16 protein-coding genes and 1 pseudogene are annotated in these 24,001 nt (G+C 70.0%); 9 read left to right on the top strand and 8 right to left on the bottom strand.

Annotation, left to right across the window (positions count from 1 at the left end):
- Positions 1-153: 153 nt before the first annotated feature.
- The gene (locus tag ACFYYH_RS11000) at positions 154-1,359 is read right to left on the bottom strand and encodes a cytochrome P450 (RefSeq protein WP_388548730.1); all 1,206 of its coding nucleotides are present in this window, start codon (positions 1,357-1,359) and stop codon (positions 154-156) included.
- A gap of 302 nt (positions 1,360-1,661) precedes the next feature.
- Between ACFYYH_RS11000 and ACFYYH_RS10995 the strand changes: the two genes are divergently transcribed.
- Positions 1,662-1,805 (top strand): hypothetical protein, encoded by a 144-nt coding sequence (locus tag ACFYYH_RS10995; protein ID WP_388548727.1) that lies wholly within the window; start codon positions 1,662-1,664, stop codon positions 1,803-1,805.
- On the top strand, positions 1,802-2,986 hold the full coding sequence (locus ACFYYH_RS10990) for a methyltransferase domain-containing protein (RefSeq protein WP_388548724.1): 1,185 nt from the start codon (positions 1,802-1,804) through the stop codon (positions 2,984-2,986). Before ACFYYH_RS10995 ends, ACFYYH_RS10990 begins: the two co-directional genes overlap by 4 nt.
- Positions 2,987-3,293: 307 nt before the next feature.
- Here the strand turns inward: ACFYYH_RS10990 and ACFYYH_RS10985 are convergent, their stop codons facing one another.
- Both ACFYYH_RS10985 and ACFYYH_RS10980 read right to left on the bottom strand, forming a co-directional pair.
- Positions 3,294-3,833, bottom strand: a complete 540-nt coding sequence (locus tag ACFYYH_RS10985) for a peptide deformylase (RefSeq protein ID WP_388548721.1) — start codon at positions 3,831-3,833, stop codon at positions 3,294-3,296.
- A gap of 23 nt (positions 3,834-3,856) precedes the next feature.
- Positions 3,857-4,828 carry a multiprotein-bridging factor 1 family protein gene (locus ACFYYH_RS10980; RefSeq protein WP_388548719.1) on the bottom strand — a complete coding sequence of 324 codons (972 nt, stop codon included), beginning with the start codon at positions 4,826-4,828 and terminating at the stop codon, positions 3,857-3,859.
- A 175-nt stretch (positions 4,829-5,003) separates the two neighbouring features.
- Between ACFYYH_RS10980 and amcB the strand changes: the two genes are divergently transcribed.
- The 3 genes from amcB to ACFYYH_RS10965 all read left to right on the top strand — a co-directional run bounded on the left by amcB (position 5,004) and on the right by ACFYYH_RS10965 (position 7,111).
- Complete coding sequence (amcB, locus tag ACFYYH_RS10975; protein WP_388548716.1) at positions 5,004-6,161, top strand: cyclophane-forming radical SAM peptide maturase AmcB; 1,158 nt, start codon at positions 5,004-5,006, stop codon at positions 6,159-6,161.
- Positions 6,158-6,349 (top strand): multiple cyclophane-containing RiPP AmcA, encoded by a 192-nt coding sequence (gene amcA, locus ACFYYH_RS10970; RefSeq protein ID WP_388548714.1) that lies wholly within the window; start codon positions 6,158-6,160, stop codon positions 6,347-6,349. The genes amcB and amcA overlap by 4 nt, the downstream gene beginning before the upstream one ends.
- Before the next feature lie 75 nt (positions 6,350-6,424).
- The gene (locus ACFYYH_RS10965; protein WP_388548711.1) at positions 6,425-7,111 is read left to right on the top strand and encodes a pentapeptide repeat-containing protein; all 687 of its coding nucleotides are present in this window, start codon (positions 6,425-6,427) and stop codon (positions 7,109-7,111) included.
- A 137-nt stretch (positions 7,112-7,248) separates the two neighbouring features.
- Here the strand turns inward: ACFYYH_RS10965 and ACFYYH_RS10960 are convergent, their stop codons facing one another.
- Positions 7,249-8,676 carry a glycoside hydrolase family 16 protein gene (locus tag ACFYYH_RS10960; protein ID WP_388548906.1) on the bottom strand — a complete coding sequence of 476 codons (1,428 nt, stop codon included), beginning with the start codon at positions 8,674-8,676 and terminating at the stop codon, positions 7,249-7,251.
- Positions 8,677-8,941: 265 nt separating this feature from the next.
- Here ACFYYH_RS10960 and ACFYYH_RS10955 point away from each other — a divergent pair.
- From ACFYYH_RS10955 to ACFYYH_RS10945, 3 genes and pseudogenes are all read left to right on the top strand, one after another.
- Positions 8,942-9,334: pseudogene (locus ACFYYH_RS10955) on the top strand (MerR family transcriptional regulator); the annotation flags it as partial.
- A gap of 182 nt (positions 9,335-9,516) precedes the next feature.
- Positions 9,517-9,849, top strand: a complete 333-nt coding sequence (gene trxA / locus ACFYYH_RS10950; RefSeq protein WP_388548709.1) for a thioredoxin — start codon at positions 9,517-9,519, stop codon at positions 9,847-9,849.
- Positions 9,850-10,093: 244 nt separating this feature from the next.
- Positions 10,094-12,391, top strand: a complete 2,298-nt coding sequence (locus ACFYYH_RS10945; protein ID WP_388548708.1) for a HelD family protein — start codon at positions 10,094-10,096, stop codon at positions 12,389-12,391.
- Between the two features lie 114 nt (positions 12,392-12,505).
- Here the strand turns inward: ACFYYH_RS10945 and glgB are convergent, their stop codons facing one another.
- From glgB to ACFYYH_RS10925, 4 genes are all read right to left on the bottom strand, one after another.
- Positions 12,506-14,911 (bottom strand): 1,4-alpha-glucan branching enzyme, encoded by a 2,406-nt coding sequence (glgB, locus tag ACFYYH_RS10940; protein ID WP_388548706.1) that lies wholly within the window; start codon positions 14,909-14,911, stop codon positions 12,506-12,508.
- A 274-nt stretch (positions 14,912-15,185) separates the two neighbouring features.
- Positions 15,186-16,697, bottom strand: a complete 1,512-nt coding sequence (locus tag ACFYYH_RS10935; RefSeq protein WP_388548704.1) for a phosphotransferase — start codon at positions 16,695-16,697, stop codon at positions 15,186-15,188.
- Positions 16,698-17,000: 303 nt separating this feature from the next.
- Positions 17,001-18,734, bottom strand: a complete 1,734-nt coding sequence (gene treS, locus ACFYYH_RS10930) for a maltose alpha-D-glucosyltransferase (RefSeq protein WP_388548703.1) — start codon at positions 18,732-18,734, stop codon at positions 17,001-17,003.
- Positions 18,731-20,728: an alpha-1,4-glucan--maltose-1-phosphate maltosyltransferase gene (locus tag ACFYYH_RS10925; RefSeq protein WP_388548904.1), complete on the bottom strand. Its 1,998-nt coding sequence runs from the start codon at positions 20,726-20,728 to the stop codon at positions 18,731-18,733. Before ACFYYH_RS10925 ends, treS begins: the two co-directional genes overlap by 4 nt.
- A gap of 501 nt (positions 20,729-21,229) precedes the next feature.
- On the opposite strand from ACFYYH_RS10925, the gene glgP reads away from it, so the two are divergent.
- A complete protein-coding gene (gene glgP, locus ACFYYH_RS10920; protein WP_388548701.1) occupies positions 21,230-23,821 on the top strand; it encodes an alpha-glucan family phosphorylase in 2,592 nt (863 codons plus the stop codon).
- Positions 23,822-24,001 lie beyond the last annotated feature (180 nt).

Raw genomic sequence — 24,001 nt, 5'->3', positions numbered from 1 at the left:
CCGGCTGATCCGGCTGATCCGGCCGGTCCGGCCGGGTCGACAGGTCCGCCCGGTCCGGGCGGTCATGAGGGCGGGGCCCCGGGGTGACACCCGGGGCCCCGCTCCCGCTCCTGTCCGTCCTCACACAGCCCCCTGTCCGTCCCCACTCCGTCCCTACCAGGCCACCGGCAGTTCGATCGGGAACCGCCGGATCGTCTCCGTGTCCCAGCGGATGTCCTCGACCGGCACCGCGAGCCGCAGCCGCGGGAAGCGGTTCACCAGCCCCCCGATCGCGGCCTCCAGCTCCACCATCGCCAGCGGCGCGGCGATACAGCGGTGGCCGCCCCAGCCGAAGGTCATGTGCGGGGTGGGCGGACGGTCCGGGTCGATGACATCCGGGTCGGTGAACCGCTTCGGGTCGCGGTTCGCGGTCAGATACGAGACATGGACGAAGTCGCCCGCCCGGATCGTCACCCCCTCGATCTCCACGTCCTCGGTGGCGATCCGCGGGATGCCGACGCCCTTGCGGAACGGAATGAACCGCAGGAGTTCGTCCAGTACCCGCGTCAGCTCCTCCGGCTGGTCCCTGACCCGCTCCATCAGATCGGGCCGGTCCAGCAGGATGTACGCGATATTGCTGATCTCGCAGGTCGCGGTGTCGTGCCCGCTCAGCATGAGCGTGAGCGCCATGACCGCCAGGTCCTGGTCGTCGAAGGCGTCGTCGCCCTCCTTCGCGGCGGCCAGCGTGCTGATCAGATCGTCCCCGGGGTCGCGCCTTCGCTCGGCGACCAGCTTGCCGAAGTACCCGCGCAGGGCGGTCTTCGCGTCCGCCGCGGCCTGTCGCGTCTGCGGTCCCGTGGACAGCAGTTGGTGCGCGTACTCCTGCATCAGGGGCCGGTCCTCGGGCGCGATGCCCAGCAACTCGCAGATGGTGTGCTGGGGCAGCCGGTCCGAGAGATGGCGCACCAGATCGGCGGGCGTGCCGTGCTCGGCCATCTCGTCGAGGAGCCCGGCGGTGATGCTCTCGACGGCGGGCCGCATCCGGTCCACATGCCGCATGGTGAACGCCTGCGAGGCCAGCCGGCGCAGCCGGGTGCTCCGGGGCGGGTCGATCACATTGATCGATTCCGGCGAGACGATCGGTTCCGGCGTGAGCCGCGGATAGTTCCGGCCGGTGATCGCCGCCCGGCTGAACCGGCTGTCCGTGGTCACCTGCCGTACCCCTTCGAACCCGGTGACCAGCCACGCGTCCGCGTCCCCGTAGGGCAGCCGGATCTTGGTCACGGGACTCCTCGACATCAGTTCCGTGAACAGGGGATCGAATTCAAGGCCTTCGCTGAAGTCGAACGGACAGGTGGTCGTTTCGCCGATTTCAGTCATCGCTTACTCCAGAACGGGCGCGTTCGGTAGGAACAGTGCGGTTGTCAGCGATGCATAATTACCTCCCCCATTTCGCGTATATGCCCCGGGCGCGGCAAATGGGTAGCCACCCCACCCGTTGGAGTGCCCGCGCCCACGACGGCGCGCCCGGTCCCGCACGAGCCCCCGGGCACGCCCCCGTGCTGCGGCGAGAAGGTGCCACGGCGGTAGGACGGCGGCCGTCGGATGCTTCACTTGGTGGGAAGGTGACAAATCAAGTCATCACTGCGCCTTTGTGTGCGAAGCCGAGGGAGGTGGGTCGGATGACGGTCGGACCGATGTGCGGGACCGCCGACGGCCGGGACGAGGAGAAGAAGGACAAGCTTCCTGGTGAGCCGTGGAAGCCTCTTCCGCCACCACCGCCGGACGGTGGAGCCCCCGAAGGGGACGGAAAGCACCGCAAGTGACTCTCGTGTCCGAGCGGGAGGGCCGCGCAGGCGATGAGCTGACGCGTCATCTCCTCGCACGCGGAGTTCTGACAGCGGAGTGGGCGAAGGCGTTCAGGGCCGTGCCCCGGTCACTGTTCCTGCCGGATCTCTTCTGGGCGTTCGACACGGCGACCGGCCGCAGTGAGGCCGTGGTCAGGGGCGACGACCCGGCCGGCTGGGAGCGGGCCGCGTACCGGGACATTCCGTTGGTGACCCAGTGGGACGACGGCCGGCACACGGGCATCGAGCCGGGGTCCACGGGCACCAGTTCGGCGAGCATGCCGTCCGTTGTCGCGTCCATGCTGCGTGATCTGGACGTGAGTGACGGTATGCGGGTCCTGGAAGTGGGCACAGGCACCGGCTGGAACGCCGGGCTGCTCGCCCACCGCCTGGGCGGCGAGAACGTGGTCAGTGTCGAGATCGACCCGGCGGTGGCGGGGCGTGCCGCGGACACACTGACGCGAGCCGGACTCGGTCCGCGACTGGTCGAAGGAGACGGCCGGGACGGCTGGGCGCCGGGCGCGCCCTACGACCGGGTGATCGTGACGGCAGGCGTACGGGTGCTCCCGCCGAGCTGGCTCGCACAGACGCGGCCGGGCGGCACCATCCTCGCCCCCTGGGGCACCCACTACAGCAACCAGGACGCGCTCGTCCGGTTGACCGTGGGCGAGGACGGCCGCGCCGTCGGTCCCTTCCTCCGCATGGTCGAGTTCATGAAACTCCGGGACCAGCGTCTCCACTGGGACCGGTTCCACGGACACGTCAAGGACTTCCCCGGTGACGCCGATGTCTCCAGGACGTCCATGCCGCTGGCGGACCTGGGGGACCGTTACGAGACGCCCTACTTCGTGACGGGGCTCTGCGTCCCCGATTGCGCCCATGTCGTCAACGCCGGTGACGACGGCGAGGCGAAGGCATGGTTCTTCGACTTCCGCAGCCGGTCATGGGCGGCCGTCCTCTTCACCCCCGGCTCCCCCGACGCCACGGTCCACCAGTCCGGGGCCCGTCGCCTCTGGGACGAGGTGGAACGCGCCCTGACCTGGTGGATCGACCACGGCAGGCCGGACCACGCCCGCTTCGGACTCACGGTGGACCGAGACGGGAGCACACACCCCTGGCTCGACGCCCCCTCGAACACCCTGCCGTTCGCCCAGCGGTGAACAACGAGGGAGCATTGATCCCGATGCCGGTCGCGGCCGACGCGCTGACCGGTGGCCCCGCGTCTGTTCCGACCGGTGGCGCGTGGGTCACGTTCGTCCATGCCCTCGGCGACGGGGAGTTCACCGCACCATGACCGCAGACGTGTCCCCCATCTCGCCGCGCCCGCGACCGCACCGAGGTCATCCGCCTCCCCAGTGCCGCGAAGCCGACTCCCGCGCTCGGGGCACGGCCCGGCTCCGTACAACCACTGCACTGTGGGCCGCTTCCTTCTCGGAAGCAGCCCGCAGACGGTAGACGGCCACGGCGTTACTCGTACGCCCACGCCCGTCCGGTCTGGCGGTACTCCTCGATGGGGATGGGCTCGACACCGGGCCGCATCCGGGCCGTGTAGAGGCGGCCGTAGAGGTGATCGATCTCATGGTGGATCAGCCGGGCGAGGCCGCGCTCGTACACGGTGCTCACCGTGGTTCCATCCAGCGTGGTGGTCTCGACGGTGATGCGCAGAGGCCGAGGTACGAGGCCACGGACATCGAAGAAGCTCAGGCAACCCTCGTACTGCTCGTCCGTCTCGTCGGAGGACGTGGTGATGCGTGGGTTGAGCAGGATGACCGGCTGTGGGTCGGGGCCGGAGGGCCGGACGACGGCCGCCGCGCGCGCGGTGCCGATTTGCGGTGCCGCGACGCCCATGCCTTTGGCGAAGGGGTGCACCTGACCGATGCGCTCCATCGAGGCGAGGAGTTCGGCGGTGACGCGCTCGGCTTCACCTCGTTCGCCCGGCAGACCGAAGCGGCGGGCAGGCTCGGTGAGGATCGGGGAGCCGTACTGTACGACTCCGAGCTCACGCATCTGTCCACTGGGCCGCACCTGAGTCACCTGAACTCCCCTGAATCAACGACCTGTTCGGGCTCGGCCCGGAAACGCCATTCGAGACGGTACCGGGCATGCAGCGCCGGGGCGGGCGTCGACCAGGTGAAGACGCACATCACGCCGTCGTCGTGGCGGGTCGCAGCGCTTCGCAGAGGCCTCGCCTCGGCCGTCATCGACGTTTCCGTACCCCACACCGCCGGATCGAGGACGCTGGGAAAGGCCAGTTGGACTTCGAGATGTTCGGTAGGCAGCCGTACAGCGCGCTGGAACCAGCGTCCCCACTTACTGTCACTCACCGAGTAGGCGTACTCGATCCACACGGACTCGCCTGGATAGAGAGGGAAGCGGCCGTACTCGTTCTCGAACAGCAGCCATACCTCCTTGAAGGCATCCCGGTCGTGTTTGGCTTCACACCGCATCCTGTCGGTGGCGCAGTTGGCGATCAAATCCAGCTCATCCCATGTCAGGGGGTGTTCGCGGTAGTGAGCGTTGGATCGTTCGGGATCGCCCGGGTAGCGGTCGACGCTGATGCGGATCAAATACCGGGTCACCGGCTCCGTACCGGTGTTGCGTAAGTGGCGGCGCATGGTGAGCCGGTAGTGGCTGCCGTCGTAGTCCAGGCGGGCGGCGTCGTGCTCGACGATGAGCGCCGATCCGGTGGCGTACGGCTGCTCGATCCGGTGTGGTGCGGGCGATACCGGGGTGCCGATACGGGTTTTGGCGGCCTCGTAGTCGCACCACCGGCGCCAGATGGCCTTGCCCGCGTTCATGGCCTCGTCTGCTCGGCGGGCGAAGTCCTCGCTCGGTTTGTGCCTGCCGGATTCCACATGACTTACGTATGAGGGATCGAAGCGCATCGCCGTGGCGAGCGCTCGCTTGGACAATCCACGTACTTCGCGCCAGTAGGAGACCTCGGCAGCGAACGCCTCGGCAGCTTGTTCCACTGGCACAGCCGTAGCCTGCTCGCCGTTCATCAGACGCCCCCGAACCGATCACTAGTTGTTGAGAATGAATGAACCGTGAGTGACCTCAGTTCATCATCCCCTCATCTCGCCTGCCCGGGGTTTGCTATCCCCGTCAGCCAGGGATGCCCCGGGACCGGCTGCCCAGCCCGTCCGTACTCGGTCGGCCCGATCAGTGAGGAAGGCCATGCCCCATCACTCAGTCATCCGGCGTCCGCGTTACTCCAAGTGGTTCGCGGCTCGACCGCAGACCGTGGTGGTTCAGCCCACGACCTGGTGCAACCTGGATTGCACCTACTGTTATCTGCCTTTCCGGAGGCTCAAACACGAGATGTCCACAGAGGTCGCCGATGCCCTGGCGGAGTCGGTCGCCGAGTTCACGGACGGTTCTCCTCCCATCGGCGTCGTCTGGCACGGCGGGGAGCCGCTGGCGCTGGGGCCGAGGAAGCTCGCGGCGCTTCTCACACCGTTCGAAGAGCTGCGCCGCGCGGGCCGTGTCCATCACTATGTGCAGACGAATGCCACCCTGATCACCGAGGCCTGGTGCGAGCTGCTGGCCAGGTACGAGTTCCGCGTCGGCGTGAGTATCGACGGCCCGGCGGCTCTCAACTCCCAGCGCGTCGACCTCCGCGGCCGTCCCGCCTTCGACAGGATCAGCCGAGGCATCGAGCGGCTGCGTGCGCATGGCCTCCCCTTCTCGGTGATCATGGTGGTCGGGACCGATGGCATCGATCATCCCGAGGAGCTTCTGGACTTTGTGGCCGGTCTGGGCTGCCGGTCGGTGGGCTTCAATATCGAAGAGGCCGAAGGAATCAACACCGACCGGCAGCAGCCCACCTGCAGGCAGGCCGAGGCCTTCTGGCTGCGGACTCTGGCGTGGTCCCGGCGCCACCCTGGTGAGCTGGAGGTGCGGGAGCTGGAGCGCCTGGGTGAATATCTGCGGATGATCCGCGCGGGACAGCGAGCCGATTGGGACCTCCGCAGGCTGGACCCCATCCCGACCGTGTCCTGGAACGGTGATGTGGTGCTGCTTTCCCCTGAGCTGGCGGACACCACCGATGCCGGGTACGGCAACTTTCTGGCCGGCAGCGTCCTCGATCGCCCTCTGGGGGACATCCTCGACGGCGCGCACCGATTGGGATACGTCCGCGATTTCCTTACCGGGCTGGAGGGCTGCTCAGCCGGGTGTGATTTCTTCGATTTCTGTCGAGGCGCCCAAGCAGCCAACCGCTACTTCGAGAACGGCAGCCTCGCGACGACCGAGACCCAGTACTGCCGTGTTACCCGGCAGGCCCTGGTCACCGCCTTGTCTTCCATGGCGGCAAAGGAGAAGGAAGCCTCATGACGATTCTGGAGCTATTGGCCGCGTCCGAGGCCGCTGTCGTGGTGGAGCTGATATCCAATCACGGGGCCCAACGGCACGAGGGTTCTGAAGGAACGTGGGACAACCGGCCTACCTGGGACAACTGGGCCAAGAGTCCGGCTCGGTTCGACAACCGGCCCACCTGGGACAATTGGAACAAGAAAAAGTAGCTCTGCCGTCGTCGGTCCCCCTGCCCGCGGGTACCCCGGCGGTACGGGGACAGACTCCTCGCTGGAAGGCACCTGATGGACAGCCGCGCGATCCGCCGTACGAGCGTCACTCTCCCTGCCCTGGACGAGCCGGGCCGGTATCTGTCCCACGTCACCTCGCTCGAAGGCGGTCGTGGCCGGGTCGCGGATTTCCATTACGCCGATGCGGATCTGCGCCAGATCGACCTGGCGGACATCCATTTGCTGGACGGGCGCGTCACCGGTATGAAGGCGCGGCGCGCCCGGTTCGACAAGCTCCGCATCGACTCCGTGGAGTTCTCCCACTGCGAGCTGTCGTCACTGCGCTGGACGGAAAGCAAGATCTCGCGCGTCGCTTTCACCGACTGCAAGTTCATGGGCGCGACTGTCGAGGATCTGACGCTCGACAGCGTTTTTTTCGAGAACTGCAAGTTCGACTACACCACCTTCGAGCGCATGCGGGCCGCTGGACCGGTGATCTTCTCGAAGTGCTCACTGAGGGAGGCCGCATTCACCTCGGCCGACCTCGGCGGTGTCCTCTTCGATGGCTGTGACCTGCGGTTGACGGAGTTCGACGGAGGTAAGTACCGCGGCTGCGACCTGCGTGGCAATGATCTTTCCCGCGTACGTGGCATCAGCGCGCTCAAGCAGATCGTCGTCGATCGGTCCCAGACGCTTCAACTCGCCGAGGCGCTCGCGGACGAGTTGGACATCACCTTCGGTGAGGACCTGGACGACGCGTAACTCCGCACCATCATCTTGCAAGAGGAACAGCGGCCGGTGATTCCCTGTGGCCGTCGTATATCGACGCGGCCGGGTCGGCGGGGCCGGCTCGTACGGGGGGAATCGTACGAGCCGGCCGGGGTGTGGGCGGGGGTGGGTCAGGCGAAGGGGATGCGGACCACGGACTGGTTGCCGATGCCGAGGGTGCTGGGGCCGTTGCCGATGGCGTTCCAGACCTCTATGCGCACCTTCCCGTTGGTGAGGTTGCCATGGGTACCGGTGGCCGACTTCAGCCCGCGCGCCTGGGTGTAGTGCTCGTAGCCGGCGACGGGGTCGGTCGCGAAGTACAGATACGTCTCCGTGCGGTCCCAGGTGCCGTCGCCCGTGCGGTCGTAACTCACCCTGACCTGCTGCCCGTTGCCGACCGCCGCGCCCGCGTCGACGAAGAGGTCGAACTGCGTCGAGCCGCCGTTGTACGTGCGGGTGATACCGCTGGAGGTGAAGACCTGCGGATTGTGCGGTGTGCCGTCGTGGTTGGCGCCGCCCGCCGTGGGAAGGGCGGCCGTCGTGGCCGAGCCGGTGGAGTCGCCGAGGCCGGCGCCCGTACGCGCGTACAGCGTGGAGGAGCCGGAAGGCGGCGGATCGGTGGGCGGGTCGCTCGGGGTCGAGCCGCCGCCGCGCGTCCAGACGGCCACATAGTCCACGAGCATGGGACGGCCGGGTACGGTCGCCGCGGTGGGGGTCGGACCGCCGAGCGCGTCCGGGAACGCGCCGCCGATCGCCACGTTGAGCAGCAGGAAGTATCCGGCGTGGTCGGTCATGTTGGCCCAGGTCCCCGCGTCGACCCGGTCCTGCCGTACGGAGTGGAAGAGCTGGTCGTCCACGTACCAGCGCAGCTCGTTCGGTGCCACCGAGCGGTCCCACTCGAAGCGGTAGGTGTGGAAGGCGGACTGGCAGCTCGCGCCGGGGCAGGCGCGGCTGGCGCCGAGGCCGGTGGTCTCGTTGCAGGGGCCGCCCGGGTTCACGCCGCAGTGCAGCACGCCCCAGACGGAGTTGATCCCGTTGACGTTCTCCATGATGTCGAACTCACCGGTGCCCGGCCAGTTCCAGTAGTTGCCGCGGTACGGCGAACCGAGCGCCCAGAAGGCGGGCCAGTAGCCGAGCGCGGCGTTCCCGGTCACGTTCGGCATCTGGATACGGCCCTCGATACGGAGGGTGCCGCCCGTCGGAGCCTTGAAGTCGGCGCGATGGGTCTCGATCCGGGCGGAGGTCCAGTTGCCCGCGCCGTCCCTGAGCGGGGTGATCCGGAGGTTGCCGTTGCCGTCGAGGCTCAGATTGTCGGGGCTCGCGGTGTAGTTCTGGATCTCGCCGGTGCCCCAGTTGCCGGGCCCGCCGGGGTAGCCGTGACCGGTGTCGGTCTGCCAGTTGGCGGACGAGGGCGGGGTGCGGTCGGCGCCGTTGAAGTCGTCGCTCCACTGGAGGTTCCAGCCGGGAGCGGGCGGGATGGCGCCCTGCGCGCTGCCCGCGCCGGTCAGACCGATGAAGCCCGCCAGCGCGACGGCCAGCGCCAGGGCCGCGGCGACCAGGGGGGTGCGGGGCGTGCGGGGCGTACGGGGACGGGCCGGGGCCCTTCGTCCGGTACGGCCGCCGAGGGAGTGGATCGTCGTGCTGATGCGGCTCGTTCTCAAGGAAACACCTCCGGTGAGGATGGTGCCGAGGGAGATCTGAGAGCGCTCTCAGTACGTCTTGTACGACCTGCCGGGTGACTCGTCAATGGCTCCCGCCCCGTCCATTTCCTGAAGGAACCGGCTCCTTGCCCTGACGTCGGCGTCAAGGATTACGGTCGGGGACATGCGCATCGGCGAGCTTGCGGAGCGGGCCGGCACCACCGCCCGGACTCTGCGGTACTACGAGTCCCGCGGGCTGCTGCCCGCACGGCGCGCGGTGAACGGGTACCGCACGTACGACGAGAGCGATCTGCGGCTCCTCCAGCAGATCAGGACCCTTCAGGACTTCGGGTTCGATCTTGAGGAGACGCGGCCGTTCGTGGAGTGTCTGCGCGCCGGGCATCCGGCCGGGGACGCGTGTCCCGCCTCGCTCGCCGTGTACCGGCGCAAGCTCATGGAACTGGACGGTCTGATCGACCAGCTCCAGTCGGTCCGGGCCCAGGTCGGGGCACAACTCGCCCAGGCGGAGGGCGCTCGGGCAGCGGGCGCGGGGGCGGAGAGCGCGGGTCCCGGCCCGGGGTCCGGGCCGGCCCTCCGCTCCGGCTCCGGCACAGGCACAGGCACAGGCGCAGGCATCGGCATCGGCACCGGTCGCGGTCCCGGCCGCGGACCCGTCTTCGGCGCCGGCCCCGAGCCCCGGTGCGAGCTCACAGCACAGGGCCTCACACATGGCGGGCCCACTCATGGAGGGGAAGAGGAATGATCAAGGCAGCGGGCGTCGACGCGGTGACGGACGCCGACTTCGACGACGAGGTACTGAACTCCGGGCAGCCGGTCCTGGTGGAGTTCACCGCGGACTGGTGCCCTCCGTGCCGCCAGCTCGCACCGGTCCTGAGCGCCGTGGCCGAGGAGGAGGCCGCCCGTCTCAAGGTCGTACAGATCGATGTGGACACCAACCCGCGGACCGCGGCGCGGTACGCCGTGCTCGCGCTGCCGACCCTCCTCGTGTTCCGCGAGGGCGAGCCGGTGAAGTCGATGGTCGGCGCCCGGCCGAAGCGCACGCTGTTGCGGGAGCTGGCCGACGTGCTCTGACGCGTACGGAAGGGGCCGGTGGCCGTACGCCGCCGGCCCCTTCGGCATGAGAGGACCGGCCCACGGACGACGCCTGCGCCGGCCGGTCCGCTCCCGGAATCCGTCCGGCGGTGCGCACAAAAAATCCCCGGTCCGAATTGACGGCCGGGGTATTCGTCTGCGTATATTGAGTGTTTCCGTGTCCTGATTTCCTTTGAGGATGCGGGCCACTCGCTGGAATGAAGCGTATCGGACAGGGGCTGAATTGTCAACCAGGGAATCCATCGACGAATTGCGGAATGAGCAGCAATTCATCTCTGTCCTCTACGAGCGTCTCGATGCCCTCAGGGAGCAGGCCGGGGCCGCCGTGGAGGCGTCGGCCGGCCAGGTCACCACCGTGCGCCAGGCCCGGGTGGAACGGGACATCAGCGTGGCGGAGCAGTCCGACCGGCTCTCCTCGCTGAACGCCGTCGAGACGGGGCTGTGTTTCGGGCGGATCGACCTCCGTGAGAGCGATCCCGGGGCCGAGAACGGGACTGAGAGCGAGGCCGAGGGCGATAACACCGCCGGGGCCGGCGCCACCCACCACATCGGTCGTATCGGAATGCGCGCGGACGACGAGGAACACACCCCGCTGCTGATCGACTGGCGGGCTCCCGTGGCACGCCCTTTCTATCTCGCCACCGGCTATTCCCCCATGGGGCTGCGCAGGCGCCGCCACCTCACCACCCAGGGGCGCCGGGTCACCGCGCTGCACGACGAGATCATGGATCTCACCGACACCACCCGCACCGGATACGAGGACCCGGACGGTGACGCCGTACTGCTCTCCGCGCTCAACTCGGCGCGTACGGGCCGGATGAGCGACATCGTCCAGACCATCCAGGCCGAACAGGACCGCATCATCCGCGCGCCGCACCGCGGTGTCCTGGTCGTCGAGGGCGGTCCCGGCACCGGCAAGACCGCTGTCGCGCTGCACCGCGCGGCCTATCTGCTCTACGCGCACCGGGAGCAGCTCGCCCGCCGGGCCGTGCTGATCGTCGGCCCCAACCCCGCCTTCCTCGGCTATATCGGCGAGGTACTGCCCTCGCTCGGTGAGACCGGGGTGCTGCTGGCCACCACCGGCGAGCTGTTCCCCGGCGTCGAGGCCACCGGTACGGACACCCCGGCGGTGGCCGAGATCAAGGGCAGGGCGGCGATGGCCGAGGTGCTGGCCGCCGTCCTGCGCGACCGGCAGACCGTGCCCCACCGCGCCACCGAGATCGCCCACGAGGGCTACGGGACGCTCCTCCTCGACCGCGCGATGGCCGAGGACGCCCGCTGGCACGCCCGGGGGACCGGCCTTCCGCACAATCTGGCCCGTCCGCACTTCGCCTTCCATGTCATCGACGCCCTGACCGCACAGCTCGCGGAGCGGATCGGCGCCGATCCGCTCGACGGTCCCAATCTGCTCGGCGCCGACGACATCGCCCAGCTCGGCAAGGAGATCGCCACCAGCCGTGAGGTGCACGCGGCGATCGAGGAGCTCTGGCCGCTGCTCACCCCGCAGCGGTTCGTCGCGGACTTCCTCGCCGCCCCGTCCCGGCTGCCGGACGACGAGGCCGCGCTGATCCGCAGGGCCGACGGCCCGTGGACCCCGGCCGACGTACCGCTGCTGGACGAGGCCGCCGAACTGCTCGGGGAGGACGACAGCGCCGCCCGCGCCGCGGCGGAGGCCGAACGCCAGGACCGGATCGCCTACGCGCAGGGCGTGCTCGACCTCTCGGAGGGCTCGAAGACCTTCGAGTTCGAGGACCAGGAGTCCGAGGTGCTCGCCGCGCACGACATCATCGACGCCGAGCGGTTCGCGGACCGGCAGGAGGAGAGCGACACCCGCAGCGCCGCCGAACGGGCCGCCGCCGACCGCACCTGGGCCTTCGGTCATATCGTCGTGGACGAGGCCCAGGAACTCTCCGCGATGGCCTGGCGTCTGCTGATGCGCCGCTGCCCCACCCGCTCCATGACCCTGGTCGGCGACCCCGCCCAGACCGGGGACGCGGCGGGCTGCGACTCCTGGCAGCAGATCCTCGGGCCGTATGTCGGCGAGCGCTGGAAGCTCGCCACGCTCGGGGTCAACTACCGCACCCCCACGGAGATCATGGAGATCGCGGCCGAGGTACGGCGGACGGCCGACCCGCTCTTCGAACCCCCGACGTCGGTACGGTCGACCGGCCGCGCCCCGCTCGTCCGTACCGTGGAGCCGGCGGACCTGGTCCGTACGGCCGCCGCGCTGACGGCCGGACCCGAGCTGGCGCATCCGGGCGAGGGCCGGGTCGCGGTGCTCGCCCCGGCCACCCTGCTCCCCGCCCTGGCCGCCGAACTCCCGGACGCCTCCTGGGGAGCCGCGCCCGATCTGACCCGGCCCGTGGTCCTGCTCAGCGCCCGTCAGGCGAAGGGCCTGGAATTCGACACGGTGATCGTCGTCGACCCGGACGGCATCCTGAAGGGCTCACCGCGCGGCACCAACGACCTGTATGTGGCACTGACCCGGGCGACCCAGCGGCTGGGGATCGTACGCACCTGAAGGGTCCGGGTGCCGCCCCCCGGCCCCCTCCGGCCCCCGCCGGGACGGTCTTCCCGGCGGGGACGGCACCCAGGACAGGCCGCAGACGGGCCTCAGACGGGCCTCAGACGGGCCTCAGACGGGCCGCAGCCAGACCGTCGCCAGCGGGGGCAGGGTGAGCTGGATGCTGGCCGGGCGCCCGTGCGAGCCCACCGACTCCGTCTTCAGCGGCTCAGGATTGAGCACATCACTGCCGCCGTAGCGCGCCGCGTCCGTGTTGAGCACCTCGGTCCAGGCCGTGAACTCCTCGGGGACACCGAACCGGTACTGCCGGCGGACCACCGGCGAGAAGTGGGAGACCGCGAGCAGCGGCGAGCCCTCCGCGTCGAAGCGGAGGAAGGCGAAGACATTGTCGTCGGCCGCGTCCCCGTCCACCCAGGAGAAGCCCTCGGGCACGGTGTCGCGCTGCCAGAGCGCGGGCGTCGCGCCGTACACCCTGTTCAGGTCGCGCACCAGGTCGCGCACACCCCGGTGGTCGGCCTCCGCCTCGTACGACGGGTCGAGCAGCCACCAGTCAGGGCCATGGCTCTCCGACCACTCCGCGCCCTGGGCGAACTCCTGCCCCATGAAGAGGAGCTGCTTGCCGGGATGGGCCCACATGAAGCCCAGATAGGCGCGTTCGTCGGCGCGCTGCTGCCACCAGTCGCCGGGCATCTTGGAGACCAGCGACCGCTTGCCGTGCACGACCTCGTCGTGCGAGATCGGCAGCACATAGTTCTCGCTGTACGCGTACACCATCGAGAAGGTCATCTCGCCGTGGTGGTACTTGCGGTGGACCGGCTCCTTGGAGACGTAGTCCAGCGAGTCGTGCATCCAGCCCATGTTCCACTTCAGCCCGAAGCCGAGACCGCCGAACCCGTCGGGGCCCCTGTGGTGGGTGGCACGGGTGACACCGTTCCAGGCGGTGGACTCCTCGGCGATGGTCACCACACCGGGACAGCGGCGGTAGACGGTGGCGTTCATCTCCTGGAGGAAGGCCACCGCGTCCAGATTCTCCCGGCCGCCGTGCTCGTTCGGGGTCCACTGGCCCTCCTCGCGCGAGTAGTCGAGGTAGAGCATCGAGGCCACCGCGTCGACACGCAGTCCGTCGACATGGAACTCCTCGCACCAGTACACCGCGTTCGCGACCAGGAAGTTGCGGACCTCGGTGCGGCCGTAGTCGAACTCCAGCGTTCCCCAGTCGGGGTGCTCGGCCCGCCGGGGGTCGGCGTGCTCGTACAGCGGCCGGCCGTCGAACCGGGCCAGCGCCCAGTCGTCCTTGGGGAAGTGCGCCGGCACCCAGTCGACGATCACCCCGATACCCGCGCGGTGCAGGGCGTCGACGAGGTACCGGAAGTCGTCCGGGGTGCCCATGCGGGAGGTGGGCGCGTAGAAGCCGGTGACCTGGTAGCCCCAGGACCCGCCGAAGGGATGCTCGGCGACCGGCATCAGCTCGACATGGGTGAAGCCGAGGTCCTTGACATAGGCGGGGAGCTGCGCGGCGAGCTGACGGTACGTCAACCCCGGCCGCCAGGAGGCGAGATGGACCTCGTAGACCGAGAACGGCGCCTCGTGCACCGGGCGGTCGGCACGGTGGGCGAGCCACTCCTCGTCGCGCCACACATGGTGCGACTCGGTCACGATGGAGGCGGTGGCGGGCGGCACCTCGGTACGCCGCGCCATCGGGTCGGCCCGTACGGTGTGCGAACCGTCGGGGCGGGTGATGTCGAACTTGTAGAGCGCGCCCTCGCCGATCCCGGGCACGAACAGCTCCCAGACCCCGGTGGAGCCGAGCGAGCGCATCGGGAGCGCCGTGCCGTCCCAGTAGTTGAAGTCGCCGGAGACCCGCACGCCCCGGGCATTGGGCGCCCAGAGGGTGAAGCGGGTGCCGGCCACCCCCTGGTGGACCATGGGCCGGGCGCCCAGGGCCCGCCACAGCTCCTCGTGCCTGCCCTCGCCGATCAGATGCAGATCGAGTTCGCCGAGGGAGGGCAGGAAGCGGTACGGGTCCAGCACCTCCAGCTCGTCGAGCGGCTCCGTGGCCTCGCTGTAGCGGACGAGGAGGGTGTACTCGGGCACGGCGGGTTCCGGCGCGGCGGGCTCCGGTCCGGCGGGCAGGGGCAGCACGCCGGAGAAGAATCCGTCGCCGTCGTCGTTCAGCTCGGCCCGCAGGTCCTGCTCGTCCACGACGACGGTCACGGCGCGCGCGTACGGCCGCAGGGTCCTGAAGAGCACGCCGTCCTTCACCGGGTGCGCGCCCAGCAGCGCGTGCGGATCGTGGTGGGAACCGTCGAGCAGCCGCTGCCGGTCGTCCTCGGCCGGCGCGGGAGCGGCCCGCACCCCGCGGCCGCCCGGGGTGGCGCGCGGCGCGGGCGCGGCGGCGCCGGAGCCCTGCGGTCGCCCGCGGCGCGCGGGCTTCTTCGCCTTCCCCGCCGGGGCGGGGACGGCGGTGGTGGGGAGCGTGGGCTCCGAAGGACGGTCGGACGGCGTGCGGGCGGTCACGGGGGCTGCCTCCTCGGCGGGACTGCGCTGTGCGGACGGTCGGTGCGGCGTACGGTCACGGGGCGCGGAACCGGTGGCCCGCCGCTGCGGACCGCCGGCCCCTGGAAACCGGGGCACGGCCGGTGACCGCGGGCCACGGACGGTGCCCCGGGAGTCGGGGACACGAGAGACGACACGAGGGACGGGGATACGAGAGACGACACGAGGGACGGGGATACGGGGGACAGGGGAGCCGGGGTGCCGGTGCCGGGGGCGCCGGGCCCGGGGCGCCGTCTCAGGTGCCGTCCGCCAGCCGGCGGATCGCCGCCATCGGCACCGGGAGCCAGTCCGGGCGGTGCCTGGCCTCGTACAGCACCTCGTAGACCGCCTTGTCCGTCTCGTACGCGCGCAGCAGTTGCGGCTCCGCGCGCGGGTCGGTGCCCGCCGCCAGGGCGTATCCCTCGCAGTACGCGGCCCGGCAGCGGGCCGCCCAGTCCGGGCGCCAGGGCTCGTGGGAGCGTGCCGCGTAGTCGAAGGAGCGGAGCATGCCCGCGACATCGCGGACCGGCGGCTGCGGCCGACGGCGCTCGGCGAGGGGGCGGGCCGGCTCGCCCTCGAAGTCGATGACCGACCACCGTCCGTCCGGCGTGCGCAGGGTCTGCCCGAGATGCAGATCGCCGTGGACGCGCTGCGCGGGTCTGCCGCGGGCCGCCTCGTCCAGCCCGGCGAGCGCGTCGAACGCGGTGCGCAGCCCCGGTACGTACGGCATGAGCACCGGCACCGCCCGCGCCGCCGCCTCCAGACGCTCGGCCATGCCCTCCGCGAGCTGCGCGGTCTGCCGGCGCCCCAGGGTGACCGTCGGCAGCGCGGCGGCGAGCGCGATGTGCACCTCGGCGGTGGCCCGGCCGAGCGCGCGCGCCTCCTTCGTGAAGTCGCGGCCCCTGGCCAGCGCGGCCAGGGCGAGCTGCCAGCCGTCCTGGGAGCCGCGCAGATAGGGCTGGAGCACACCGAGGGTCAGGGAGTCTCCGCTGCCGGACGGGTCGGCCGCCTCGAACCAGGCGACGGGGGCGGGCACCCGCTCGCACCCCTCGGCGGCCAGCGCGAGCGGCAGTTCCAGATCGGGATGGGGTCCGGGGAAGACCCGCCGCAGGATCTTGAGGATGAACGCGTCGCCGTACACCAGGGACGAGTTCGACTGCTCCGCGTCGAGCAGCCGCCCGGCCAGCCCGGCGGGGACCGTGCCCGCGTGGTCGAACCGCAGCGGCCCCAGCGCGCCGGACGCGCGCAGCCGCTCCAGCAGCAGTTCGGCCAGGCGCGGGTCGTGCAGTCCCTCGTAGACGGTGCGGCCGGCCAGCGGGCCCTGGGTGGCATGGCCGATCAGCGCGGGGGCCAGGGCCGGCGGCAGTGCCTTCCGTACCCCGAGCAGAAGCTGGTAGCAGTCGCCGCCGGAGACGGTGGCGGAGCCCGCGGCCGAGGAGGCGACCCCCGAGGGGGTGGAGGAGGGAATCGACGGCGGCGGCCCCGAGGCGCTCCGCTGTTCGACCCGTACGAGCAGATGCAGCAGCCCCGGACCCCCCGCGTTCATCGGCAGCAGCTCGGTGGCCGCCACCGGAACGAAGCCGGTGACCGGCCGGCCCTTGCCCGCGAACCAGCGCTGGCGGGGGAGCCAGTCATGGAGCAGCGGTGCGAGCGAGCCGACCAGCGCCTTCGCGTCGGCGGGCGAGAGAGCGGACGACACGGCTGGTGAGGCAGCGGGCGAGGCGGTGACGAGGCACGGGGTAGTCCGGGTGGAGGCAGCCTTCGACATGGCATCGCGTCCTTTCCCCGGGCACACCACAGGATGCGCAGAGTGTCCCGGATTGCGGCAATGGCTGTCCGGCTGTGCGGGACGTGTCGGGTGAGGATGATCCGTACGGGCTCGGTTCTGTCCGTACGGAGTGCGGACAATGTCCGTACGCAGTCCATACAAGAGCGGTTTGCTGATCGTTTCCGTACGAACTCGTTAAGAACTCGATACGGACCCGATCGAAACGGAATGTGCCGGCTGTGGTGGAGCGTGCCCCGTGCGGGGCGGCGGAAACCGCCTCGCACGGGACCGGGGCGGTCCGGATCACGGACCGGCGCCGGGCACGGTGTCCTTCCTGAGCCGGAACCAGTAGAAACCGTGGCCCGCGAGCGTCAGCAGATAGGGCCACTCCCCGATGGCGGGGAAGCGCACCCCGCCGATCAGCTCCACCGGATGGCGCCCGCTGAACTGGCGCAGATCCAGCTCGGTGGGCTGGGCGAACCGTGAGAAGTTGTGCACGCAGAGCACCAGGTCGTCGCCGTCGCCCTGGGGGGAGGGCGCCTCGCGCAGAAACGCGAGGACCGCGGGGTTCGAGGACGGCAGCTCGGTGTACGAGCCGAGTCCGAAGGCCGGATTCTGCTTGCGGATCTCGATCATCCGCCGGGTCCAGTGCAGCAGCGAGGACGGCGACGCCATCGACGCCTCCACATTGGTCACCTGGTACCCGTAGACCGGGTCCATGATCGTCGGCAGATAGAGCCGGCCCGGGTCGCTGGACGAGAATCCCGCGTTCCGGTCGGGGGTCCACTGCATCGGGGTCCGTACGGCGTCCCGGTCGCCGAGCCAGATGTTGTCGCCCATCCCGATCTCGTCCCCGTAGTAGAGGATCGGGGATCCCGGCAGCGACAGCAGCAGCGCGGTGAACAGCTCGATCTGGTTGCGGTCGTTGTCCAGCAGCGGGGCGAGCCGGCGCCGGATGCCGATGTTGGCCCGCATCCGGGGATCCTTGGCGTACTCCGCGTACATGTAGTCGCGCTCTTCGTCCGTGACCATTTCGAGGGTCAGCTCGTCATGGTTGCGCAGGAAGATGCCCCACTGGCAGTTGGTCGGGATCGCCGGGGTCTTCGCCAGGATTTCCGAGACCGGGTAGCGGGACTCGCGCCGTACGGCCATGAAGATCCGCGGCATCACGGGGAAGTGGAACGCCATGTGGCATTCGTCGCCGCCCTTGGCGTAGTCGCCGAAGTAGTCGACGACATCCTCCGGCCACTGGTTGGCCTCGGCGAGGATCACCGTGTCCGGGTAGTTGGCGTCGATCTCCGCGCGTACCCGCTTGAGGAACTCATGGGTGGCCGGGAGGTTCTCGCAGTTGGTGTTCTCCTGCTGGTACAGATACGGCACGGCGTCCAGCCGGAAGCCGTCGATGCCCAGGTCCAGCCAGAACCGCAGCGCGGAGACGATCTCCTCCTGCACCGCCGGGTTCTCGTAGTTGAGATCGGGCTGGTGCGAGAAGAACCGGTGCCAGTAGTACTGCTTGCGCACCGGGTCGAAGGTCCAGTTGGACGTCTCCGTGTCGACGAAGATGATCCGGGCGTCCTGGAACTGCTTGTCGTCGTCGGCCCAGACGTAGTAGTCGCCGTAGGGGCCCTCGGGGTCCTTGCGGGACTCCTGGAACCACTCGTGCTGATCGCTGGTGTGGTTCATGACGAAGTCGATGATCACGCGCATACCGCGCTGGTGCGCGGCGTCGACGAACTCCACGAAGTCGGCGAGGTCGCCGAACTCGGGAAGCACCGACGTGTAGTCGGACACGTCGTAGCCGCCGTCGCGCAGAGGCGACTTGAAGAACGGCGGCAGCCAGAGACAGTCGACCCCGAGCCACTGGAGATAGTCCAGCTTGGCGGTGATGCCCTTGAGGTCTCCGATGCCGTCGCCGTTGCTGTCCTGGAACGAACGCACCAGGACCTCGTAGAAGACGGCACGCTTGAACCAGTCGGGATCCCGGTCCTTGGCCGGGGTGTCCTCGAACGTGTCGTGGACGGGCTCATTGACGATCATGATGTGGGTGACCCTCCGATCGGCGGGGACGGTCGCAGCACCACGATGTGCGCGGGCGTGACGCCCGGCTCGAGACGCACATAGTTGGAGCTGCCCCAGTGATAGGTCTCGCCGGTGAGCTCGTCGCGCACCGGAACGGTCTCGTGCGGTTCAAGGCCGAGCCGTTCCATGTCCAACGAGACCGTCGCCTCCTGGGTGTGGTGAGGGTCGAGGTTGACGACCACCAGAACGATGTCCGTGCCCGCCCGCTTGCTGTACGCGATGACCGCGTCATTGTCGGCGTGGTGGAAATGGATGTCGCGCAGTTGCTGAAGTGCGGGATGCCGTCGTCGGATCCGGTTGAGCAGGGTGATCAACGGGGCGATGGTGCGGCCCTCACGCTCGGCCGCCTCCCAGTCCCGGGGCCTCAGCTGATACTTCTCGGAGTCAAGGTACTCCTCACTGCCCGGCTTCGCGGGGGTGTTCTCGCAGAGTTCGTACCCCGCGTAGACACCCCAGGAAGGCGCCATCGTCGCCGCGAGCACGGCCCGTACCTCGAAGGCGGGCCGGCCCCCCTCCTGAAGATAGGCGTGCAGGATGTCCGGCGTGTTGACGAAGAAATTCGGCCGCATGTACGCGGCGGTCTCCCGGGACAGTTCGACGAGGTACTCGGTGAGCTCCTGCTTCCCGTTGCGCCAGGTGAAGTACGTGTACGACTGCTGGAAGCCGACCGCGCCGAGCGTGCGCATCATCGCCGGCCGGGTGAACGCCTCGGCCAGGAAGATCACATCGGGGTCGGTGCGGTTGATGTTCGCGATGACCTTCTCCCAGAAGATCACCGGCTTGGTGTGCGGATTGTCGACGCGGAAGATCCGTACGCCGTGGGCCATCCAGTACCGCAGAATGCGGGTGGTCTCCCGGACCAGCCCGCGCAGATCGCTGTCGAAGGCGATGGGATAGATGTCCTGGTACTTCTTCGGCGGGTTCTCGGCGTAGGCGATCGAGCCGTCGGCGCGGTGGTGGAACCACTCGGGGTGCTTGCTGACCCAGGGGTGGTCGGGGGAGCACTGGAGCGCGAAGTCGAGCGCGATCTCCATCCGCAGGGTGCGGGCCGTCTCCACGAAGTGGTCGAAGTCCTCGATCGTACCCAGATCGGGATGGATCGCGTCATGGCCGCCGTCGGGCGAGCCGATCGCCCACGGCACACCGACATCCCCGGGGCCGGGCTCCAGGGTGTTGTTGGGGCCCTTGCGGTGGGTGGTGCCGATGGGGTGGACCGGCGGCAGATAGACGACGTCGAACCCCATCGCGGCGACCGCGGGCAGCCGCTCGGCGGCCGTTCTGAAGGTACCGCTGACCGGCGGCCCGTCCTTCGTGAGGACCGCGCCCTCGGAGCGCGGGAACAGCTCGTACCAGGAGCCGTACAGCGCGCGCCTGCGCTCGACGAGCAGGGGAGCGGGGCGCGAGGCGGTGACCAGGTCGCGCAGCGGGTGGCGGGCCAGGGCGGCGTCGGCCTCCGGGGAGAGCGCGGCGGCCAGCCGGTCCGCGGCGGACAGCGACTCGTCGCGCAGGGCGTCCACGGCGGCCAGCACGGCCTCCCGGTCCTCGGGCTTCGGCACACCGGCCGCGGCCCGCTCGTACAGCTCCGCGCCCTCCGCGAGGACGAGGGCGATGTCGTGCTCGTCGGTGGCCGCGGGGATCTTGATCCGGGCGGCGTGGCGCCAGGTGGCGACGGGGTCGCTCCACGCCTCGACGGTGTAGGTCCAGCGGCCTTCCTCGGTGGGGGTGACCTCGGCGCCCCAGCGGTCGGTGCCGGGGGCGAGTTCACGCATCGGGGTCCAGGGGCCTGGGCGGCCACCGGGGTCCATGAGGACGACATTGGCCGCGACGGCGTCATGACCCTCCCGGAAGACGGTCGCGGTGACCTGGAAGGACTCACCGCTCACCGCCTTCGCGGGGCGTCTGCCGCAGTCGACGAGCGGTTGTACGTCCAGGACGGGAATGCGACCAATCAGCGGTTTCACTGGATCACCTGAGGGCTGTGCGGGCGTGACAGGCAGGGCGGGTGGGGCGGGTCGGTCGGATGCGGTGGATGGACCGGGCTCGGCCGTTCGACCGGATGGAGCGGGTGCGTCGGGCTGAGCCGGCTGCGTACCTTTACTAGGTTTTGAGGTTCTTTGTAGCTGCTCGGTAGACGACTGGGAGGCTGCGGGCATGGCCGCTCCTGTCCGCGTTCACTCGAATAGCGCTGGAATCGTGTGAGAACGCGCTCGTTTGCCGTACGGGCACTGCGTATGAGCGGTGCGTGGAGCTGTGCGTACCGGTTGAGCCTTCCCCCTCCCTTCGGGTGGGCAATCCGGTGATCTGTTAACTACTGGGGCGTAGAGAGCCGCAGGCGAATGCGCGCATGCGCCGTGGTTGCTCGGGCCGCCTGGGGACTACCGTCGGAGGGACGGCGGACCGCACACCCGTGGTGCGCCCGCTCCGACTCGTATGTCCCTGCGAAGGTGGAACACGTGAAGGCAATCCGTCGGTTCACCGTCCGCCCCGTCCTGCCCGAACCACTCCAACCGCTCAGCGACCTCGCCCGCAATCTGCGCTGGTCCTGGCACACCGAGACCCGAGAGCTCTTCGAAGCCGTCGATCCCGCCGGCTGGCGGGCCGCCGACGGCGACCCCGTACGGCTGCTCGGCACCGTCTCCGCCGCCCGTCTGGCCGAGCTGGCCGGGGACAGTTCGTTCCTGGACAGGCTGACCGCCGCCGCGGCCGGTCTCGACACCTATCTGCGCGGCGACCGCTGGTACCAGGAGCGCGACGGCGAGGGCGCCGAGCTGCCCGCCGCCGTCGGCTATTTCTCGCCCGAGTTCGGTGTCACCGCCGCCCTGCCGCAGTACTCCGGGGGTCTCGGCATCCTCGCCGGGGACCACCTCAAGGCCGCCAGCGATCTGGGCGTACCGCTCATCGGCGTCGGTCTGCTCTACCGGCACGGCTACTTCCGCCAGTCGCTCTCCCGGGACGGCTGGCAGCAGGAGCAGTATCCGGTCCTCGACCCCAACGAACTGCCGCTCACCCCGCTGCGCGAGGAGGACGGCACCCCCACCCGGATCGTCCTCACCCTGCCGGGCAGGCGCACGCTGCGCGCCGGTGTCTGGCAGGCGCAGGTGGGGAGGGTCCCGCTGCTGATGCTCGACTCGGACGTCGAGGAGAACGGTCCGGGCGAGCGCGATGTCACCGACCGGCTCTACGGCGGCGGCAGCGAGCACCGCCTCCTCCAGGAGATGCTGCTGGGCATCGGCGGGGTCCGCGCGGTCCGCGCGTACTGCCGGCTCACCGGCCACCCGGCGCCCGAGGTGTTCCACACGAACGAGGGCCACGCCGGCTTCCTCGGCCTGGAGCGCATCCGCGAACTCGTCGGCACCGGTCTCGGCTTCGAGGCGGCCCTGGAGGCCGTCCGGGCCGGCACGGTCTTCACCACCCACACCCCCGTGCCGGCCGGGATCGACCGGTTCGACCGCGAGCTGGTCGCCCGCCACTTCGGGGAGGACGGGGAGCTGCCCGGCGTGCCCGCCGAGCGGGTCCTCGGCCTCGGGCTGGAGAGCTATCCGGGCGGCGAGCCGAATCTCTTCAACATGGCCGTGATGGGGCTGCGGCTCGCCCAGCGGGCCAATGGCGTCTCCACCCTGCACGGCGCCGTCAGCCGTGAGATGTTCGCCGGGCTCTGGCCGGGCTTCGACCCGGAGGAGGTGCCCATCACCTCCGTGACCAACGGTGTGCACGCGCCGACCTGGGTCGCGCCCGAGATCGCCCGGCTGGGCGAGGGCCCCCCGGACGCCACCCTCTCGCCCGCGGTCCCCGACACCGATCTCTGGGACGTACGCCGCCTCCTGCGCGAACAGCTCGTCACGGAGGTGCGCAAGCGGCTGCGGGCGTCGTGGCTCCAGCGCGGCGCCCAGGCCGCCGAGCTGGGCTGGATCGACGGTGTCCTCGATCCGGACGTCCTCACCATCGGCTTCGCCCGCCGTGTCCCCTCGTACAAGCGGCTGACCCTGATGCTGCGCGACCGCGACCGGCTGACGGATCTGCTGCTCGACCCGGAGCGGCCGGTGCAGATCGTCGTCGCGGGCAAGGCCCACCCGGCGGACGACGGCGGCAAGCGGCTGGTGCGGGAGCTGGTGCGGTTCGCCGACGATCCCCGGGTGCGCCACCGGATCGTCTTCCTGCCCGACTACGGCATGGGGATGGCCCGCAAGCTCTACCCGGGCTGCGACGTCTGGCTGAACAATCCCCTGCGTCCGCTGGAGGCGTGCGGCACCAGCGGGATGAAGGCCGCGCTCAACGGCTGTCTCAATCTGTCGGTGCTGGACGGCTGGTGGGACGAGTGGTTCGAGCCGGACTTCGGCTGGGCCATCCCCACCGCGGACGGCTCGACCACCGACGAGAACCGCCGGGACGAGCTGGAGGCGAACGCCCTCTACGCGCTGATCGAGGACCGGGTCGCGCCGCGCTTCTACGACCGGGGCCCGGACGGTCTGCCCGAGCGCTGGATCGAGATGGTCCGCAGCACCCTGGTCACGCTGGGGCCGAAGGTGCTCGCGGGACGGATGGTGCGTGAGTATGTGGAGCGGCTCTACGAGCCCGCCGCCCATGCCCATCGCGCCCTGGACGCCGCGACCGCGACGGAGCTGGCGTCCTGGAAGTACCGCACCCGCACGCTCTGGCCCCATGTGTCGGTCGACCATGTGGAGGCTGTCGCGGCCACCGCCGCCTGCGGTACGGCCGAGCTGGGCTCCACCCTCTCCCTGCGGGTCCGGGTCGGCCTCGGCGAACTGCGCCCGGACGATGTGGAGGTGCAGGCCGTCGCGGGCCGGGTCGGCTCGGACGACACACTCGTGGACGCGCGGGCCTTCCCGCTCAAGCCGGCCGGAGGGCCGGACCTGGAGGGGCGCTGGGTGTGCGAGGGACCGCTCGCGCTGGACCGTACGGGACCGTACGGCTACACGGTCCGGGTGCTGCCCTCCCATCCGCTGCTCGCCACGAGCGCGGATCTGGGGCTGGTCACGCTGCCCGACGAGATGACGGGGGAGGGCGCGGGCGTCCTGCTGCGCTGACGGACGGACGGACGGTCAGGGGTGATCCCGGACCGGCCGGATCCGGTGGGGGGGGGGGGCCCCGGGGGCCCCGCCCCCCCCCCCGGGGGCGGCCCGCGGCGGGGGGGGGGGGCGGGGGTACCAAACGCGGTGAAAACCCCGGTGACCCCCCCCCACACGCGTGGAATTAGTGGAACCCCC

The organism is Streptomyces sp. NPDC002018 (genome assembly GCF_042890865.1).
GTDB lineage: Bacteria > Actinomycetota > Actinomycetes > Streptomycetales > Streptomycetaceae > Streptomyces.
Note: the sequence above shows the minus strand (reverse complement) of the source record. Positions and strands in the feature narration are given on the sequence as shown.